The sequence below is a fragment of the Jeotgalibacillus sp. S-D1 genome (assembly GCF_004358665.1).
In the GTDB taxonomy this organism is placed as follows: domain Bacteria; phylum Bacillota; class Bacilli; order Bacillales; family Jeotgalibacillaceae; genus Jeotgalibacillus.
The window spans coordinates 1-18,516 of sequence record NZ_SMZR01000005.1 but is presented as its reverse complement, the minus strand read 5'-3'; the positions used below and the strand labels follow the sequence as shown (position 1 = coordinate 18,516).

At 41.9% G+C, this 18,516-nt stretch carries 13 protein-coding genes and 2 riboswitches; of the genes, 12 read left to right on the top strand and 1 reads right to left on the bottom strand.

The window, feature by feature from the left end; translation table 11 throughout:
* Positions 1–10 precede the first annotated feature (10 nt).
* Positions 11–1,033, top strand: a complete 1,023-nt coding sequence (locus tag E2R51_RS14400; protein ID WP_133377800.1) for an STAS domain-containing protein — start codon at positions 11–13, stop codon at positions 1,031–1,033.
* A gap of 55 nt (positions 1,034–1,088) precedes the next feature.
* On the opposite strand, the gene E2R51_RS14395 is transcribed toward E2R51_RS14400, so the two are convergent.
* A complete protein-coding gene (locus tag E2R51_RS14395; RefSeq protein ID WP_133377799.1) occupies positions 1,089–2,051 on the bottom strand; it encodes an NAD(P)/FAD-dependent oxidoreductase in 963 nt (320 codons plus the stop codon).
* 164 nt (positions 2,052–2,215) lie between these two features.
* Here E2R51_RS14395 and E2R51_RS14390 point away from each other — a divergent pair, with 164 nt between their 5' ends.
* From E2R51_RS14390 to ptsG, 11 genes are all read left to right on the top strand, one after another.
* Positions 2,216–3,535: a short-chain fatty acid transporter gene (locus tag E2R51_RS14390; RefSeq protein ID WP_133377798.1), complete on the top strand. Its 1,320-nt coding sequence runs from the start codon at positions 2,216–2,218 to the stop codon at positions 3,533–3,535.
* A gap of 190 nt (positions 3,536–3,725) precedes the next feature.
* Positions 3,726–4,271: a cysteine hydrolase family protein gene (locus E2R51_RS14385; RefSeq protein WP_133377797.1), complete on the top strand. Its 546-nt coding sequence runs from the start codon at positions 3,726–3,728 to the stop codon at positions 4,269–4,271.
* Between the two features lie 24 nt (positions 4,272–4,295).
* Positions 4,296–5,768: a nicotinate phosphoribosyltransferase gene (locus tag E2R51_RS14380; RefSeq protein ID WP_133377796.1), complete on the top strand. Its 1,473-nt coding sequence runs from the start codon at positions 4,296–4,298 to the stop codon at positions 5,766–5,768.
* A gap of 34 nt (positions 5,769–5,802) precedes the next feature.
* Positions 5,803–6,630, top strand: a complete 828-nt coding sequence (gene nadE / locus E2R51_RS14375; RefSeq protein ID WP_133377795.1) for an ammonia-dependent NAD(+) synthetase — start codon at positions 5,803–5,805, stop codon at positions 6,628–6,630.
* Between the two features lie 382 nt (positions 6,631–7,012).
* The gene (locus tag E2R51_RS14370; protein ID WP_133377794.1) at positions 7,013–7,957 is read left to right on the top strand and encodes an AAA family ATPase; all 945 of its coding nucleotides are present in this window, start codon (positions 7,013–7,015) and stop codon (positions 7,955–7,957) included.
* The gene (locus E2R51_RS14365) at positions 7,957–9,177 is read left to right on the top strand and encodes a DUF58 domain-containing protein (protein WP_240733092.1); all 1,221 of its coding nucleotides are present in this window, start codon (positions 7,957–7,959) and stop codon (positions 9,175–9,177) included. The genes E2R51_RS14370 and E2R51_RS14365 overlap by 1 nt, the downstream gene beginning before the upstream one ends.
* A gap of 2 nt (positions 9,178–9,179) precedes the next feature.
* Positions 9,180–11,396: a transglutaminase TgpA family protein gene (locus tag E2R51_RS14360; protein ID WP_133377793.1), complete on the top strand. Its 2,217-nt coding sequence runs from the start codon at positions 9,180–9,182 to the stop codon at positions 11,394–11,396.
* A 37-nt stretch (positions 11,397–11,433) separates the two neighbouring features.
* Positions 11,434–11,535: riboswitch (purine riboswitch) on the top strand.
* A 157-nt stretch (positions 11,536–11,692) separates the two neighbouring features.
* On the top strand, positions 11,693–13,246 hold the full coding sequence (gene guaA / locus E2R51_RS14355) for a glutamine-hydrolyzing GMP synthase (protein WP_133377792.1): 1,554 nt from the start codon (positions 11,693–11,695) through the stop codon (positions 13,244–13,246).
* 79 nt (positions 13,247–13,325) lie between these two features.
* A riboswitch (purine riboswitch) is annotated at positions 13,326–13,427 on the top strand.
* A 125-nt stretch (positions 13,428–13,552) separates the two neighbouring features.
* Positions 13,553–14,887, top strand: coding sequence for an NCS2 family permease (locus tag E2R51_RS14350; RefSeq protein WP_133377791.1), 1,335 nt, complete (start codon positions 13,553–13,555; stop codon positions 14,885–14,887).
* A gap of 86 nt (positions 14,888–14,973) precedes the next feature.
* Positions 14,974–15,813, top strand: coding sequence for a glucose PTS transporter transcription antiterminator GlcT (gene glcT / locus E2R51_RS14345; RefSeq protein ID WP_133377790.1), 840 nt, complete (start codon positions 14,974–14,976; stop codon positions 15,811–15,813).
* Between the two features lie 162 nt (positions 15,814–15,975).
* Positions 15,976–18,045, top strand: a complete 2,070-nt coding sequence (gene ptsG, locus E2R51_RS14340; RefSeq protein ID WP_133377789.1) for a glucose-specific PTS transporter subunit IIBC — start codon at positions 15,976–15,978, stop codon at positions 18,043–18,045.
* The last annotated feature ends 471 nt before the right edge of the window (positions 18,046–18,516 follow it).

The following is an 18,516-nucleotide window of genomic DNA, read 5'->3' as shown; positions in this document are numbered from 1 at the left end:
GTGAGCTAAATTGAATGAGATAAATTCAGCCATTAATGTAGGCGGACTGGAATTTGGATGGAATTTAGAAAAAGGCCAGTTTATTTTTGAAGGAGAAGACGCTGTTCTATTTTGGATTTCAAGCGCAATGAAGACGTTTTTTGATACCATAGAAGAAATTTCCGGTGAAGAATCTTCAAATCTGGTATTTGAAGCAACCGGCTATCGGCAGGGGCTGTTAGTGGGTGAGTATTTTGAGAAGATGCCGGATATTGATACAGCTAAAGCAGCCGGATTAATTACAAACACCTATGCTTCAGCAGGCTGGGGCTATGCTGCCATTAAAAACCTGGACACAGAAGCAAAGACGCTGACAGTGATGCTTAAAGACAGCTGGGAACACAAAATAAATAAAACGCAGGGTAAGTCAAAAGGCGGAAATTATCTCCCCGCTCATTATGCTGGCATATTTTCAGGTCTTTTTGGGACAAACATTTGGTATAATGTCATTCAATATCAGCTTGAAGGCCATGAGTACAGTATTGTTGAGTATTTCCCTTCTAAAGTGACGGTCTCTAATAATATTCATCAATTAGCCAGAAAAAAAGAAGCCAGTCAAATTATGCAGTTAGAAGCGCTGGTGGAAGATAAAACGCGGGAGCTGAAAGCTTTGGTGAAACAGCTGTCGTCGCCAATCATACCTGTTCATGAAGGCGTAGTCGTAGTGCCTCTCCTTGGGAAGTACGATGAAGAGCGATCAGAGGAACTGCTCGTCAGCACATTAAATAATCTGCCTGCTTATAAAGCCAGTTATCTGGTTTTGGATTTAACCGGTTTAGACAAAGACATCAGTGATCACACAGCCAGCCTTCTTGAAAAAATTGGCTCTGTCTCCTCACTGATTGGATCCAAGACAATCCTTGTCGGAATCTCTGCTGAATTAAGCATTGTGATATCTGAATCAGCCATTAACCTTTCGAAATTTGACTGCTTTCAAACACTACAGCATGGAATTCATTATGCCTTAGGCCAGCTTGGAAGAAGCATCGTATAATGCAAACAGCTCAAACCTCAGCAGGTTTGAGCTGTTTGCATTAAATTGCGTGACCTCAGGAAAAAAACTTATGTACAGCTTCACCGGTACGAATACCAGATAAAATCGCACTTTCTATCCGTGTTCTGCCGCTTGTGTCCTGTTCAGTTAAAAAGCTGTCTCCCGCGATAAAGACAGGCGTGTTGTCGATCTGCATATACGGCTGCCTGAATACATGCGAAGCTTCCGCATAACGCCAGCGCTTAAGCTGACTGCTTTCAATCATATCAGGGTCAAGATAGCGGGATAATGCAACAATGACCCGCTCGAGCACCGTCTGATTTTCTTCTTTGTATTGTTCATTGCTCCAATCCCCAGTCATATAAACGGAAAGGATGGGTGCAGAAGAAATCCCTTTTTGATCGTTAGAAATAATTTTATCAATACCAGCTGGCAGGTCAGCTGCTACGATGCCCTCTTCTCCAATTTTAACGGGCTTTTTCATAGTGAAAAGACCGACGAAGCAGGGCTTGAAACTGGAAGCAGACAGTCCTTTTTCTAATTGAAGAGACCGGGCAGAGGGTGATGCTGCAAGCAGCTCAAGCGCCTGGGGTACAGGAGCAGTAAGAATAACAGCATCGCCGGTAAATTGACTTGCTGCATCTGTCTTTAATGATACATTGCTGCTGACCTCCAGTTGAATAACGCGTTCATTTAATTTAACGGGGAGTTCCCCTGCTAAATTTTTTACCAGGGCGTTCATGCCCTGCGTACCTGTGTATCTTGGAAAATCATCACCAAACCAGTGCCGCACCCAGTTTTTCTCCAGCCAGTCCTCTGTTAACGCTTGTAATTCCTTTGAACGTACCGTGAAAAATTGCGCGCCGTGATCTGCCTTGCCATCTTCAATGCGGCGGGTCGCCATACGGCCGCCGACGCTTCTGCTTTTTTCAATGATAACAGGAGAACAGCCAAGTTCTTTCAATGTTCTTGCAGCAAATATACCGCTTAAGCCGCCGCCAATAATTAAAACGTTCATATACCATCAGCCTTTCTCTACATTGGTTAAACCTGCCTAAATCATATCATGTTGATGAGAAAGCATAAAAAAATGGTGCAGGTTTATCTATTGAATGAAAATGAAAGGGTTTTCAATTATTTTGTCGAATAGTGTAATTGGAGAATTTAAATAAGGGGGATTAGATGAAAAGGATTATTCGCTTTTCAAACACATTAATGGAAAGATATCTGCCGGATCCATTTTTGTTTGTCATCATTTTAACACTGGTTGTATTTGCGATGGGGCTGGGATTAACCGGTTCATCACCAGTTGAAATGGTTGCTTACTGGGGGGAGGGGTTCTGGGGATTACTTGCTTTCTCAATGCAAATGGTGCTGGTTTTAGTAACAGGCTTTGTACTGGCAAGCAGCCCGATTTTTAAAAAAGGGCTTGGAAAGCTTGCAAGCTTTGCCTCATCGCCTGGCAGTGCAATCATCTGGGTGACGATCGTATCCTTGGCAGCAAGCTGGATTAATTGGGGATTCGGACTTGTCATTGGTGCCCTCTTTGCGAAGGAGCTTGCCAAGCGCGTGGCCCATGTGGATTACCGTTTATTGATTGCAAGCGCGTATTCGGGTTTTATCATCTGGCATGCCGGGTTCTCAGGCTCAATACCGTTATCGATCGCAACCGACGGCCATCCGTTCATGGATCAGATTGGTATTATCCCTACTAGCCAAACCATTTTTGCAGGGTACAATCTCATCATTATTCTGATGTTGATTATTACTCTTCCGGTATTAAACCGTTTGATGATGCCGAAAAAAGAAGAGACGATTGTAGTGGACCCTGCCATTCTGGAAGAAGAAACGATTGAAAAGACGTTAGAAAAAAGTGGGATGACCCCTGCAGAAAAGTTAGAGAACAGCTGGGTTTTATCAATGGTAATTGGACTTTTAGGGATATCCTTTCTCGCGTATTACTTTATCCAAAATGGCTTTGCCCTTACGCTTGATTTAGTAAATTTTTTGTTTTTATTCCTCGGTATTTTATTTCACGGCACACCGCGAAAGTATTTGGCTGCTGTGCAGGATGCGGTAAGAGGGGCGGGAGGCATCATCATTCAGTTCCCGTTTTATGCTGGAATAATGGGAATGATGACCGCATCCGGGCTTGCTGCAGTAATGTCAGAAGCCTTTGTGAACATTTCCACTGAAACGACCTTTCCGCTGTTTGCTTTTATCAGCGCCGGAATTGTAAACTTTTTTGTGCCCTCCGGAGGCGGACAGTGGGCTGTTCAGGCTCCGATTATGCTTGACGCGGCTCAGTCTCTCGGAGCAGATCCTGCAAAAGTGGCTATGGCAGTCGCCTGGGGAGATGCCTGGACGAATATGATTCAACCGTTCTGGGCATTGCCGGCTCTTGCCATTGCGGGTCTTAAAGCAAAAGATATTATGGGTTTTTGTCTGATTGTTTTGTTTGTCAGCGGAGCAGTAATAGGAGCAGGCCTGTTATTTCTTTAAATGATGATGTAAGCCTTGCCGGCATTGTCGGCGGGCTTTTGTCCTTTTAAAAGAGAGAAGCAGCCGATCAGAAGGATTCAAAAGAAAGAAATGCGGGATACTACAACACCGGTATCTAATAATGCACCAGGATTGTGTCAAGACAGCTGTATGGTTAAAATAGTAAGAAAAACAGGAGTGTGCTTACAGAATGCGAGCGTTACTAAATATCGACTTCACACGGGATTTTGTTGCCGATGATGGCACTTTGACATGTGGAAAGCCGGCGCAGGAAATTGAATACCAGGTTACGAATCTAACAAAGAAATTTTATGAAAAAGGGGACTATGTCGTATTTGCTGTAGACCTGCATGAAAAGGGAGAGCGGCATCATCCGGAATCAAAACTGTTTCCCCCACACAATATCCGGGATACTGAAGGCAGGAAACTATATGGTTCATTACAGGCACTATATGATATGATTCAAGATAATGAAAATGTATTGTATCTGGATAAAACGCGTTATAGCGCATTTGCCGGAACACAATTAGAACAAAAGCTTCGAGAGCGAAATATTAATGAGGTTCACTTAGTAGGTGTTTGTACAGATATTTGTGTATTGCACACAGCGATAGATGCTTACAATAAGGGATTTAAAGTTGTTATTTATAAAGATGCAGTAGCAAGCTTTAATGCTGCCGGACACGAATGGTCGATGCAGCATTTTACTTCAACACTTGGAGCAACGGTAATTTAGTGCTTATTTAAGGAGCTAATCGTGATGAATAAAGAATTTTTAGATGACAGCCTGATGTTACATACGGATTTATATCAAATTAATATGGCAGAAACTTATTGGGAAGATGGCATGCATGAGAAAAAAGCCGTCTTTGAACTTTTCTTCCGCTCACTTCCTTTTGGCAATGGCTATGCAGTATTCGCCGGACTGGAACGGTGCCTTCAGTACCTGAAGGAATTTAAATTTTCCGCAACCGATCTGGCGTATTTGGAAAAGGAATTAGGCTACAAAGAGGATTTTGTTGCATACCTCAGGGATCTTCGCTTTACTGGTACGGTTCGTTCAATGAGAGAAGGAGAGCTTGTGTTTGGCAATGAACCGATTATGCGGGTCGAGGCTCCTCTGGTTGAAGCTCAGCTTATCGAAACAGCCCTGCTGAACATCGTGAACTATCAAACCCTAATTGCGACAAAAGCGTCACGTATTAAGCAGGTTGTGGGGAATGAGACATTAATGGAGTTTGGCACCAGGCGGGCACATGAGCTGGATGCCGCAATCTGGGGAACGAGAGCCGCTTATATAGGCGGCTTTGAAGCCACAAGCAATGTACGGGCAGGAAAAATATTTGGCCTGCCTGTTGCAGGAACCCATTCGCATGCGATGGTACAGGCGTATAGAGACGAATATACGGCTTTTAAAAAATACGCCAAACGCCATAAAGACTGCGTGTTCCTGGTTGATACATATGACACGCTAAGGTCCGGAGTTCCAGTAGCAATACAGGTAGCAAAAGAACTTGGTGACCAAATTAATTTTATTGGTGTAAGGCTGGATAGCGGAGACATTGCTTATTTATCGAAAGAAACGCGAAAGCTGCTTGACGCAGCTGGTTTCACTGACGCAAAAATTATTGCTTCCAATGATTTGGACGAATATACCATCCTGAACCTGAAAGCGCAGGGAGCGGTGGTTGATATTTGGGGGATTGGGACTAAATTAATTACTGCCTACGACCAGCCTGCATTAGGCGGGGTGTACAAGCTTGTTTCGATTGAAGACGAACACGGTGACATGGTCGATACTATAAAAATTTCAAGTAATGCTGAAAAAGTAACCACACCGGGGATCAAGCGTGTTTATCGCATTATTAATAAACTGAACAATAAGTCCGAAGGGGATTATATTACGTTAGAAGGGGAAAACCCCCAGGAAGAGGATCATTTAAAGATGTTCCATCCTGTGCATACTTTTGTTACGAAGTTTGTAACGAACTTTGAAGCGAGAGACCTTCATCATCTGGTTGTTGATAATGGAGAAATCTGCTATACAACACCCCCGATTGAAGAAATCAATGAATATGTACAAGAGACACTTGAATTGCTGTGGGACGAATACAAACGATCGATGAATCCTGAGGAATATCCAGTCGATTTAAGTCAGGTTTGCTGGGATAACAAAATCAGGAATATTCAAGAGGTTAAACAATCGATCCGCAATGCAACCGCCAGATACTAGGGGCTTTAAAAAACTTATTTTGAGGTGATGGCAAATGGCAACTTTACAACAGAAAATCGTTGAAGAAATGAACGTAAAACCTGTAATTGAACCAACAGAAGAAATTCGTAATAGCATTGATTTCCTCAAGGATTACCTGCAAAAACACTCCTTTTTAAAAGGGTTTGTGCTTGGTATTTCCGGTGGACAGGATTCGACATTAGCGGGAAAACTGGCTCAGATGGCGGTCAATGAATTAAATGAAGATGCCGGGGAGAATCGTTATTCCTTTGTAGCTACCCGTCTGCCTTATGGCAAGCAGGAAGATGAAAAGGACTGCCAGGATGCAATTTCGTTTATTGAAGCCGATGAAGTTCGAATTGTCGATATTAAACCTGCCGTAGATCAAAGTGTGGCTTCACTAAATAAAGCGGGAATAGAGATTTCCGACTTTATTAAAGGAAATGAAAAAGCCCGGGAGCGAATGAAGGTTCAGTACGCAATTGCGGCTGCCCGTCAGCTTGTCGTAATTGGAACAGATCACCCGGCAGAAGCGATCACAGGTTTTTACACAAAATTCGGTGATGGAGGAGCAGACATTCTGCCGTTATTCCGTTTGAATAAACGCCAAGGGAAAGAGCTGCTCAGAGAGCTTGGCTGTCCGGAGCATCTGTACTTAAAGAAACCGACCGCTGATCTTGAAGAAGACCGTCCACAGCTGTCTGATGAAGAGGCACTTGGTGTCACCTATGATCAAATTGATGATTATCTGGAAAATAGACCTGTCAGTGAAGAAGCGCGTGAAAAAATTGAACAGCACTACATGAAAACGCAGCATAAACGCCATCTTCCAATTACCATTTATGATGATTTCTGGAGATAATTATTAGCTGGAATTGATTAAATCACACAACAGCAGGCAATGATGGGGATACCCCCGTTTGCTGTTCATGACTTCCCTGTGAACACAAAAAAGAAACCTGATTGAATGAGGGGCTCCCCCAATTATTCAATCAGGTTTTTATTTGGATTAAGGAGTCGATTGACGAAATCAAGATGTTGATTTGACTTTCAGGTGTTGAAAGATTGGGAGTGAAATGCAGAAGTTAACAGAAGCTATACATGGCGCACTTCTTAATAGTTGTAAGCTTATTGTGTTTCTTATATTCTAAAAATAACGTATATTGAAAATAATAACGTGATTAATGAAAGATTTTATAGAATTAACGCTATTTTTGAAAAAGAATGTGGTAGGAGGGGAAAGAATGTACCATCAGAAATTAGAAACAGTTTTGCGTAATATTGAGCATGTGATGATAGGAAAACGAAATGTTGCAGAATTAAGTGTTGTAGCACTATTAGCCCAGGGACATATTTTACTGGAGGATGTACCTGGTGTAGGGAAAACAATGATGGTGCGGGCTCTTGCAAAATCAGTTGGCGCTAACTTTACCAGAATTCAATTTACCCCAGATTTATTGCCTTCCGATGTAATTGGTGTCTCCATTTATAATCCAAGAGAATTGGAATTTCAATTTCGCCCAGGCCCTATTATGGGGAATATCATTCTAGCAGATGAAATCAATCGAACGTCCCCAAAAACCCAGTCTGCGCTTCTTGAAGGAATGGAAGAGGGAAGTGTGACGGTTGACGGTATTACAAGATCTCTTGAGAAACCATTTTTTGTAATGGCTACACAGAATCCGATTGAATATGAAGGAACATATCCGCTTCCTGAAGCACAATTGGATCGTTTTTTACTGAAGATGAAAATGGGTTACCCTACTGCGCAGGAGGAAATGGAAGTGTTAAACCGCATTCAATATTCCCCTCCGATTGACAAGCTGGAGCCTGTGATTTCCCTTGAGGAGTTAATTCAGCTGCAGCGTGAAGTAAGCGACATTGTGGTTGATGATACGATCAAGAGCTATATTGTTGACCTTGCTGGAAAAACCCGGGCACATGCAAATGTTTACCTTGGTGCCAGTCCACGTGGATCAATAGCACTCATGAAGGCTTGTCAGGCTTACGCTATGCTTCATGGCAGGGATTTTGTTTTACCGGATGATGTTCAGTTTTTAGCTCCTTATATTTTCTCGCATCGCATTATTTTAAAATCAGAGGCAAAATATGAGGGGATTCAGCCTGAAGATGTTATTGAGAGAATTGTTGCCCGTACCCGCGTGCCGGTTCAGAGGCTAGTGAAATAATGATGAAAAAAATTTGGCATGGGCTCCAGGAAATAAGTAAAACACTGCTGCTGGTTATATTGCTGGCTGGTACCTTTTCTTTTGCCATGTTTCAAGGTGGGTTTGTCAGCTGGTTTTTATTTTACAGCTTTTTGCCCTTCGCATTGTATTCGTTGCTTGTAATGGCCTATCCGTTGTCGGATTTTAGCGTGTCCAGGGAAATACAGTCGGACGAGCTGAAAGCCGGTTCACATGTGGCAATTACCATTCATCTTACCAGAAAATATCCTTTTCCCTTATTTTACCTCGTGATAGAAGATCAAGTTTCTAACAGTATTTTTTCTTCCACTAAAATCTCTCAAGTGAAAAAGATGATTAATCCCTGGTTCAGACGGACTATTACATTGCAGTATGAAATTGAAAACCTGCCGCGGGGGGAGCACATTTTTACTGGCACTGAATTAAAAACGGGTGATTTTTTAGGTCTTTTTCAAAAAACAAGGAAACTGGAAGAACAGGACTCTATGCTGGTTTATCCTTCTTTTGTTCCGATGAATTATCAGCCATTAAATGTCAGGTTTGATCAGGGTGTAGCTTCAGCAGAGGTAAATATTCAACGTGACTCCACTATGGCCACCGGTTTAAGAGAGTACCAGTCGGGTGATCGGGTTTCATGGATTCATTGGAAATCCTTTGCTCGCACAAATAATTTAATGACAAAAGAATTTGAGGAAAAAAAATCTCATGATGTCAGCATTCTTTTGGATCGATCTCCTACGCAGTTATTTGAAGAAATGGTGACATTCACTGCCTCATTGACGCGGGCTGTATTAAAAAAAGGCGCCCAGGCAGGATTTATTTCATCAGGGCAGACGACTCAGCGGATACCTGTCAGAAGCGGGGAACATCATCAAAGGCAAATCAATTACGAGCTTGCGAAAGTTCAGCCGGATAGCAGACAGCCATTTGAAGAATTCATCCATCAGGAAGGCACCTATCTGGTTCAGGCGGCAGCCTTATTGGTTGTCACTTCCAAGCTCACAAGAGAATTAATCGAACAGCTTTATGAGCAGGGAAAGGGAAACGGCACCGTTGCGATTTTCTTGATAAAGGGAACGATTGGCGCTGTAAATAGTGATGAACAGCAATTAAAAGCATTGGCAACTTCAAAAGGGCTTTGGGTTAAAGAGTGTCATACAGGACATTTTGCGAATGTATTCTCGGAGGTGAAGCAGGCGTGACCATGAAATTTGGGTGGCATAAAGCGACGTTTTTCATTCTTTACTTGTTAAGCTTTCTTCTTCTCTGGGAATGGATTCGGCCAATTAACCAGGTTACCGAAACCAGCTACCTCCATTTGTTCGTTGCATTTGCGGGTTTGTCTCTGCTCTTTTATTTTTTTGAGGTTGATTGGCGAATATCCGGAGCAATCAAAATACTATTTATTGCTGTTACTCTGCAGAGTTTGTACTTTAATACAAGCATTCTCGAAGTGGGAACCTGGCTGCCTGAAACAGTACTCTCTTTATGGGAGGGTCTGATTCTTACGGTTCAGCAGGATTGGAACGCGGTGAGTAACATATACCGAAGCTTTTTGTTTTTCGTTTTGCTGTGGCTGGGCACTTATTTACTTCATTATTGGATTTCTGTCCGTAAACAGCTATTTTTGTTTTATGTTTTTACCGTCATTTATGTAGCACTGCTGGATACCTTCAGCCCATATAACGGTAATGCTGCAGTTATCAGAATTATTTTGATAGGCTTTTTATTAATGGGTCTTCTGACTTTTCAAAGAATTCTTGATCAGGAACGTTTAAAACAATCGATGAATCAATATCAAAAATGGATGATTCCCCTTGTTGCCATGGTGATATTCAGCTCGGCTGTCGCCTATGCTGCACCAAAAGCGGATCCAATCTGGCCTGATCCCGTGCCCTATATTCAATCTTTTTCTGACGGGGCTGGTTCAGGGCCAGGCGGAGTTAACCGGCTGGGATATGGTGTCGATGATACAGCACTTGGTGGATCCTTCGTAGGTGATGACACGAAAGTGTTTGATGTTGTGACCAATGACGCTCAATACTGGCGCATTGAAACAAAAGATTTATATACAGGCAAGGGGTGGGAGAATGCACGCACTCCTACAGGTGAAGGGGCGGAATTTTCCGTGGGTGAACAAATACCGCTGTCCCTTTCCCGCATTAGTGAAGAATCAGACTCGGTGACCGCTACATTTGATATCAATTTGAAATATAGTCATATAGTGTATCCCTATAATCCCATTCTCTTAGAAGAAGGAGATGCTGATCGTTTTGTTTTAGATGCTGCTAATGAAAAAATCACCTCTTATAACGGAAACGAGCGCGCGGAATTATCGGAATATGAATGGACCTTCAGGGAACCGGACTACAGTCTGACAGCCCTGCGGGAAACGACCGGGCTCGGGGATTTTGAAGGAACCGGTGAGCTTGACCAGTTCCTTCAGCTGCCTGAGGAGCTACCGCAGAGGGTCAGGGATTTAGCAGTTGAAATTACTGAAAGTGAAGATAATTGGTATGATAAAGCGACGGCAGTTGAAAGCTACTTTTCCCAAAATGGCTTTGTATACGATCAGGAGGACATACCTGTGCCGGGAAGCCGGGAGGATTACGTAGATCAATTTTTATTTGAGTCACAAAGAGGTTATTGTGATAATTTCTCGACTTCAATGGTTGTGCTGCTTCGTGCTGCTGATATTCCGGCCAGATGGGTTAAAGGATACACAGAAGGCGAATTAACTGGGCAATCCGATGGGCAAAATGAATACGAAGTGACAAATAATAATGCACATTCATGGGTTGAAGTGTTCTTTCCTTCCATAGGCTGGGTTCCGTTTGAGCCAACTGTGGGATTCACTAATAATGTATCAGTTAACTACGATATCGATACAGAGTCAGACACAGAGACTGAGGAAGCTGCTGAAGAGGAAGAACAGGAGTCACCTGAAACTCCGGAACCGATGGAAGAAGAAGATCCGACACTGGGGACAGGCTCTGATGAACAAGGCTTTACCTTTGGTCAAAGCTGGGAAGATATTAAAGCGTTTGTTTCCGAAAATAAACTGGCTTTCTTAGTAGCAGGACTGATTCTTGCTCTTGCTGCGTTCGTTCTCTACCGTATTCGGTTTCGCTGGCTTCCGAGGGTGCTGATTTTATATTATGGCATCAAAAAAGATGATCAAATCTTTACTAAAGCATATTTGTCGCTGCTTAAACAGCTGGATCGATACGGGCTGAAAAGAGATGAAACACAGACATTAAGCGCCTATGCCAGGGAAGTAGACCGTTTTTTCAGCACGAAAGAAATGAGCAAACTTACTGCGCAATATGAGCGAATTGTCTACAGACAGGACAAGAAAGAACCGCAATGGCGGGATATGCGCGAATTGTGGGAAAATTTAATTAAACGTACAACCGGTTGACCCGCGTGTTAACAGGCGTTAAAATGATTTAAATTAATAAATACACAATATACCCCTTCATATATGTTCGAAAATATGGTTCGAATGTTTCTACCAAATCACCGTAAATGATTTGACTATGGAGGTGGTCTTTTTCGGCTGATTGTCGTATGGATGACAGTTTGCTGTTATAAAGATCACCTTAATTTAGAACACTGGAACGCTTGAAGGGAAAGAGTAATAACTCTTTGCTAGATTTGCGTTCTTTTTCTATTTTTGTGTATCAGCTGTAAAATATGAACGTATGAGGTGACACCATGCTAGGTAAGGAAGAAATGCTCGATCAGGAAAAAATTATTGTATTGGACTTTGGTAGTCAATATAATCAATTGATTACGCGCCGTATTCGTGAATTTGGCGTTTATAGTGAACTTCATCCACACACTATAACAGTAGAGGAAATTAAGAAGTTAAAGCCAACAGGAATTATTTTCTCCGGCGGCCCCAACTCAGTGTACGATGAAAACTCATTCCGTGCGGATGAGCGTATTTTCGATTTAGGCATCCCGGTGCTTGGCATTTGCTATGGTATGCAGCTTATGACCATGCATTTTGGAGGAAAAGTGGAACGCGCAAGAAACCGTGAATACGGCAAAGCCGATATTCAAATCCAGGAAGCAGTAGGGATGTTTCAAGATTTGCCAACCACTCAGACTGTTTGGATGAGTCATGGCGATCATGTTATTGAAGCTCCTGAATCGTTTGAAGTAGTCGCAACAAATCCATCTTGTCCAATTGCTGCAATCAGCAATGTAGAGCAGAAATTATACGCTGTTCAATTCCACCCTGAAGTGCGTCATTCGGTGCACGGCAATGAAATGCTTAAAAACTTTGTTTTTGGTGTTTGTGGCTGTAAAGGTGAATGGTCCATGGAAAACTTCATTGAAATTGAAATGGAAAAAATCCGTCAGGAAGTCGGCGACCGCAAAGTCCTATGTGCCTTAAGCGGCGGAGTTGACTCTTCTGTCGTTGCTGTTTTAATTCATAAAGCAATCGGTGATCAACTGACCTGTATGTTTGTCGACCACGGCCTTCTTCGTAAAGGGGAAGCTGACAGCGTGATGAAGACATTTTCTGAAGGCTTCAATATGAATGTGATTAAAATCGATGCACAGGACCGCTTCCTATCTAAGTTAAAAGGCATTTCCGATCCTGAACAAAAACGTAAGATCATTGGAAATGAATTTATTTACGTGTTTGATGATGAAGCGAAAAAACTTGAGGGCTTCGATTTCCTTGCACAGGGTACGCTTTACACTGATATCATTGAAAGCGGAACAGCTACAGCTCAAACAATCAAATCTCACCATAACGTGGGCGGCCTGCCTGAAGATATGGAATTTAAATTGATTGAACCACTAAACACGCTATTTAAAGACGAAGTACGTGCTTTGGGCAGCGAGCTTGGGATTCCGGATGACATCGTTTGGCGTCAGCCTTTCCCTGGTCCGGGTCTTGGAATTCGCGTTTTGGGCGAAATCACTGACGAAAAGCTTGAAATTGTTCGTGAATCCGACTGGATTTTAAGAGAAGAAATTAAAAAGGCTGGCCTTGATCGTGACATCTGGCAGTACTTCACGGTATTGCCTGATATCCGCAGTGTGGGAGTCATGGGCGATGCGCGTACGTATGACTATGCAATCGGCATACGTGCTGTTACATCAATTGACGGGATGACTTCAGACTGGGCGCGCATTCCATGGGATGTGCTGGAGAAAATCTCAGTACGCCTGGTTAATGAAGTTAATTCAATTAACCGCGTCCTGTATGACGTTACGAGCAAGCCACCTTCCACAATCGAGTGGGAATAGGCGAATATTAACAGAAAAAACCATAGATATTGTTCGGTTTTTCTGTTGACCTCTGAAAATACTATTGCTACAATGTATGTATAAATTGAATAGCAATTGTCGTATAACATCGGGAATAGGGCCCGAAAGTTTCTACCAAGCCACCGTAAATGGCTTGACTACGAGGTATTGAATCAGTTGAACCAGCATGTTTTTCATTAATGCATGGTTGTAACCTTCTTATCGACACAGTCAGCCTCTAAACGACACTTCGTTTAGAGGCTTTTTCTTGTTATACGGCAGGAACAAACTTTGGAGGGAAAGAAAATGAAGAAGTATTTTCAGTTTGAGGAGTTAGGAACGAATTATCGCCGGGAGTTTATTGGAGGACTAACCACCTTTCTTGCGATGGCGTATATATTAGTCGTTAATCCGATTACGCTGACACTTATGGATGTTGAAGGGTTACCGGATGCATTGCGCATGGATTATGGAGCTGTATTTGTTGCCACGGCACTCGCAGCTGCAATTGGATCCCTTGCGATGGGCGTTATTGCCAAGTACCCAATAGCCCTTGCACCTGGAATGGGACTTAATGCATTTTTTGCTTATTCAGTAGTATTAACACAAGGTATCCCATGGCAGACTGCTTTAACTGGCGTGCTATTCTCTGGAATTATATTTATGCTATTAACGCTGACCGGGATTCGTGAAAAAATTATTAATTCGATCCCGCCTGAGCTTAAATTTGCTGTCGGAGCTGGAATTGGGTTATTCATTACATTCATTGGTTTCCAAAATGCCGGTATTATTGTTCCTGACCCAAATACTATGGTTGCTTTGGGTGACCTTACTCAAGGAAACACGCTTCTTGCTATTTTTGGTATCTTTATTACTGTTATCTTTATGACCAGAAAAATTAAAGGCGGCATTTTCTTTGGTATTGTTATCACAGCGGTTGTGGGAATGATCGTAGGTCTTATTCAGACACCAAGCGGCATTGTTGAGCCGGCCCCAAGTCTTGCTCCTACATTCGGTGCTGCACTCGGACCAATTTTCAACAGCCCGGGTGAATTGTTTACCTTGCAGCTATTAGTAGTGGTTCTGACTTTTCTTTTTGTAGACTTTTTTGATACGGCAGGCACACTGGTCGCAGTAGCCAATCAAGCCGGGCTCATGAAGGAAAATAAACTTCCTCGTGCAAGCCGCGCACTTTTTGCGGATTCCACTGCCACTGTTTTTGGTGCTATACTGGGCACATCTACAACGACTTCATATATTGAATCGTCATCTGGTGTAGCAGCAGGGGCGAGATCAGGGTTTGCATCAGTTGTAACGGCCGGATTTTTTATTTTATCCATTTTCTTTTTCCCGTTACTTGAAGTGATAACCAGTGCTGTAACGGCACCAGCGCTCATCATTGTAGGTGTGCTGATGGTCTCCGCTCTTGGTAAAATTGACTGGACTCGTTTCGAAATCGCCGTACCGGCATTTCTGACGATCATTGCAATGCCCCTTTCTTACAGCATCGCGACAGGAATCGCAATTGGTTTTATTTTCTATCCAATTACAATGCTGGTAAGCGGCAAAGGGAAACAAATTCATCCAATTATGTATGGATTATTTATAATCTTTATCCTTTACTTCATATTCCTTTCATAATAAGCTTAAAAAGAAGCCATGCAGCATGGCTTCTTTTTTCGATTGAAAATCTCTTTACCCTAACCTAATGGGGATGTGACATATAAATGGCTTTTAAAATAAAAAAGATTTTAAATAATAATGTACTAATCGCCCAGGATGACAGCCGGAAGGAAGTCGTTCTGATTGGCAAGGGAATTGGCTTTAAACGGCAGACCGAAAGCATCATCAAACAGTCTGAAGTTGAAAAGCTTTTTGTCCTGCGCGATCAATCTGAGCAGGAACAATTTAAAAAACTGCTTCCCCATGTAGAGGAAGACCTGTTGAAAATAATAATTTCCTCCATTGAATTAATTCGCGAGAGAACAGAAACCTTATTAAACGAACATATTCATGTAGCGCTCACAGATCATCTGGTGTTTGCTGTAAACCGCTTAATGCGTGGCATGGCGATCTCTAATCCCTTTCTATTGGAAACAAAAGCTCTTTATCCATACGAATACGAAATAGCCAAAGAAGTGGTGGAGTTAATTAATAACAGGGCTCATATTTATCTGCCGGAAGGAGAAATAGGATTCGTTGCTCTTCATATTCACAGCGCAATGGTTAATCGTAACGTCCATGAAATTAATGCACACTCTCAAATGATTGGAAAGTTAATTCACCTGATCGAAAGTCAGTTTGATATTGAAATTGACAGAGAAAGCATTGACTACATGCGGCTTGTCCGCCATCTTCGCTATACAGTTGAACGTGTTGTCCGGGGAGAGCGGGTGGAAGAACCAGAAAAAATTGCACTGCTGTTGAAAGAAGAATATCCGTTATGCTATAATCTTTCATGGAAGCTGATTAAGATCATGCAGCAAACACTTAAAAAACCTGTTTTCGATGCAGAAGCTGTCTATCTGACGATGCATTTGCAGCGAATACAATCTAAAATGAAATAATAATTCGTATTTCTTTACGTGTTACTGATTCGATCAGGCATGAGTAAAGAGGATGACAATGTGCAAGACAAGTGTCCATACACCTGTCCGATTTGTGATCTTCTAAACTCATGTCTTTTTTGTATGTTCTTAACCAGCAAAAAATTTACTAGGAGGTTTCATATGTTTAAAAAGCTTTTTGGCTCTTTGCAAAAAATTGGTAAAGCGCTAATGCTTCCTGTTGCGATTTTACCTGCTGCCGGTTTGCTTTTGGCATTTGGTAACGCATTGCAAAATGATACGTTAATCAATATTGCGCCGTTTTTAACTGCAGGATGGATCGAAATGGTCGCAAGTGTCATGGAAGAGTCGGGTGGTATTGTATTTGATAACCTGCCGCTTCTTTTTGCAGTAGGGGTAGCAATTGGCCTTGCAGGAGGAGATGGGGTTGCCGGTCTGGCGGCCATCGTCGGATATTTAATTTTTAATGTAACAATGGGAACAGCTTTGGAGCTGGACCTGGGAATGGTGACCGGGGACAGTGTTGACCCTGCCCATGCGCTCGTTCTGGGAATTCCCACACTCCAGACCGGGGTGTTCGGGGGGATTATAGTAGGATCGCTCGCAGCCTATATGTATAATCGTTTCTATGATATTGAACTTCCAACGTACCTTGGATTTTTTGCAGGTAAACGTTTTGTCCCGATTGCAACTGCAGGATCCGCTGTTCTTGTTGGTCTTGTTATGCTGTTTGTATGGCCGTTTATCCAAAGTGGTTTGAATTACTTTTCAAACAGCCTCCTTGGAATTAATCTAGCTTTATCTGCTTTTATATTTGGTGTTATTGAACGGGCTTTAATTCCGTTTGGACTCCACCATATTTTCTACACACCATTCTGGTTCGAGTTTGGCAGCTACGTTAACGATGCCGGCCAAACAGTCCGTGGTGATAATTCGATTTTCCATGCACAAATTAAAGATGGTGTGCAAAACCTTACAGCAGGGACATTCATGACAGGTAAATATCCATTTATGATGTTTGGACTTCCTGCGGCTGCTTTAGCGATTTATCACGAAGCACGAAAAGAAAAGAAAAAGCTTGTTGCAGGGATCATGGGTTCTGCAGCTTTAACAGCATTCCTGACGGGGATCACTGAACCTATTGAATTTGCATTCTTATTTGTAGCACCTCTATTATTTGCGATCCATACTGTATTTGCAGGTTTGTCATTCCTTACAATGCATTTGCTTGATGTGAAAATTGGGATGACATTCTCAGGTGGATTAATCGATTTCCTGTTATTCGGTGTCCTTAATCCCCAAACAAACTGGTGGATGGTTATTCCTGTAGGTCTTGTATTTGCAGTCATCTATTATTTCGGTTTCCGATTTGCTATTCGCAAATTCAACCTGGCAACTCCAGGCAGAGAAGTAGATGAAGAGGAGGAAGGTCCTGCAAGAACTTCATCAAAAACGGATCTCCCTTACGATATCCTGGATGCTTTAGGCGGAGAATCAAATATTTCAAACCTTGATGCTTGTATTACAAGACTTCGGGTTCAAGTTAATGAACCGTCACAAGTAAACAAAAAAGAATTAAAGAAACTTGGCGCTTCTGGCGTATTGGAAATTGGCAACAACATTCAGGCAATCTTTGGTCCGCGTTCTGATAGCTTGAGACATCAAATGAAAGATATCATGGACGGGAAAGCACCAAGACCAGTTAAAGTTGATGCTTCCAATGAAGTACAAAAAGAAATAGAAGAAACAACACCAGAGGCATTAAAAAATGACCCAGCTTCATCTCATAGCTTTATTTCTCCATTGAATGGAAAAGCTGTTCCGATCACTGAAGTTCCGGACCAGGTTTTCTCAGGGAAAATGATGGGGGATGGATTTGCCATTATCCCGACATCTGGAGAGGTGTTCTCCCCTGTAGATGGTAAAGTTGTGAATGTATCTCCAACTAAGCATGCAGTTGGAATAGAATCGTCAAAAGGCCGAGAAATATTAATCCATTTTGGTATTGATACTGTAAAATTGAATGGAGAAGGATTTGAAACCCATGTGAAAGAAGGGGACACAATCAAAGCCGGCGATCTATTGCTTACGGTTGATATTGAAGCGATTAAATCAAAAGTTCCATCTATTATAACGCCGATTATTTTTACAAACCTAGTAAACGGTGAAGAAGTAACTGTAGTTAAAGAGAAAGTCAGTGCTGGAGATAATCATATTATCGAAGTTAAATAGAACGAGCCAAAGGAAGCTGATACGTCAGCTTCCTTTTTATTTTAATTGATAGTAAGAATTAATAAAAAATTCTAATTAACTTGTTGCAATATTCAGAATTATAGATTATAATAAAACCACTCACAAAACATTGACGCTGCTGATGGAGGTGTGATAAATTAGTAAAGTTCTCTTTTGGAGAACAAATAAAATTAATAGTTCACCTAAGGCTTTTTTGTTTTCTGTTTTTTAGAAAGGAATTTTTAAGACTTTCAAAAACAATTATTTTTTAAAAGAAAGTTCTTTACAAACTATTAATCTATATGGTAAGATGATCTAGTCGCTTGAGAGAGCAACACCCAAATGAAACACCTTGAACCTTGAAAACTAAACAACCAAAAACGTCAACGTTAATACAAGTTTTAAATGAAACAAATGAGCTTTATCAAACACTTTACGGAGAGTTTGATCCTGGCTCAGGACGAACGCTGG

Coding starts and splice junctions, on each gene's coding strand:
- E2R51_RS14395 (WP_133377799.1), bottom strand. CDS start 2,051: ATGAACGTTTTAATTATTGGCGGCGGCTTAAGCGGTATATTTGCTGCA.
- E2R51_RS14390 (WP_133377798.1), top strand. CDS start 2,216: ATGAAAAGGATTATTCGCTTTTCAAACACATTAATGGAAAGATATCTG.
- E2R51_RS14385 (WP_133377797.1), top strand. CDS start 3,726: ATGCGAGCGTTACTAAATATCGACTTCACACGGGATTTTGTTGCCGAT.
- E2R51_RS14380 (WP_133377796.1), top strand. CDS start 4,296: ATGAATAAAGAATTTTTAGATGACAGCCTGATGTTACATACGGATTTA.
- nadE (WP_133377795.1), top strand. CDS start 5,803: ATGGCAACTTTACAACAGAAAATCGTTGAAGAAATGAACGTAAAACCT.
- E2R51_RS14370 (WP_133377794.1), top strand. CDS start 7,013: ATGTACCATCAGAAATTAGAAACAGTTTTGCGTAATATTGAGCATGTG.
- E2R51_RS14365 (WP_240733092.1), top strand. CDS start 7,957: ATGATGAAAAAAATTTGGCATGGGCTCCAGGAAATAAGTAAAACACTG.
- E2R51_RS14360 (WP_133377793.1), top strand. CDS start 9,180: ATGAAATTTGGGTGGCATAAAGCGACGTTTTTCATTCTTTACTTGTTA.
- guaA (WP_133377792.1), top strand. CDS start 11,693: ATGCTAGGTAAGGAAGAAATGCTCGATCAGGAAAAAATTATTGTATTG.
- E2R51_RS14350 (WP_133377791.1), top strand. CDS start 13,553: ATGAAGAAGTATTTTCAGTTTGAGGAGTTAGGAACGAATTATCGCCGG.
- glcT (WP_133377790.1), top strand. CDS start 14,974: ATGGCTTTTAAAATAAAAAAGATTTTAAATAATAATGTACTAATCGCC.
- ptsG (WP_133377789.1), top strand. CDS start 15,976: ATGTTTAAAAAGCTTTTTGGCTCTTTGCAAAAAATTGGTAAAGCGCTA.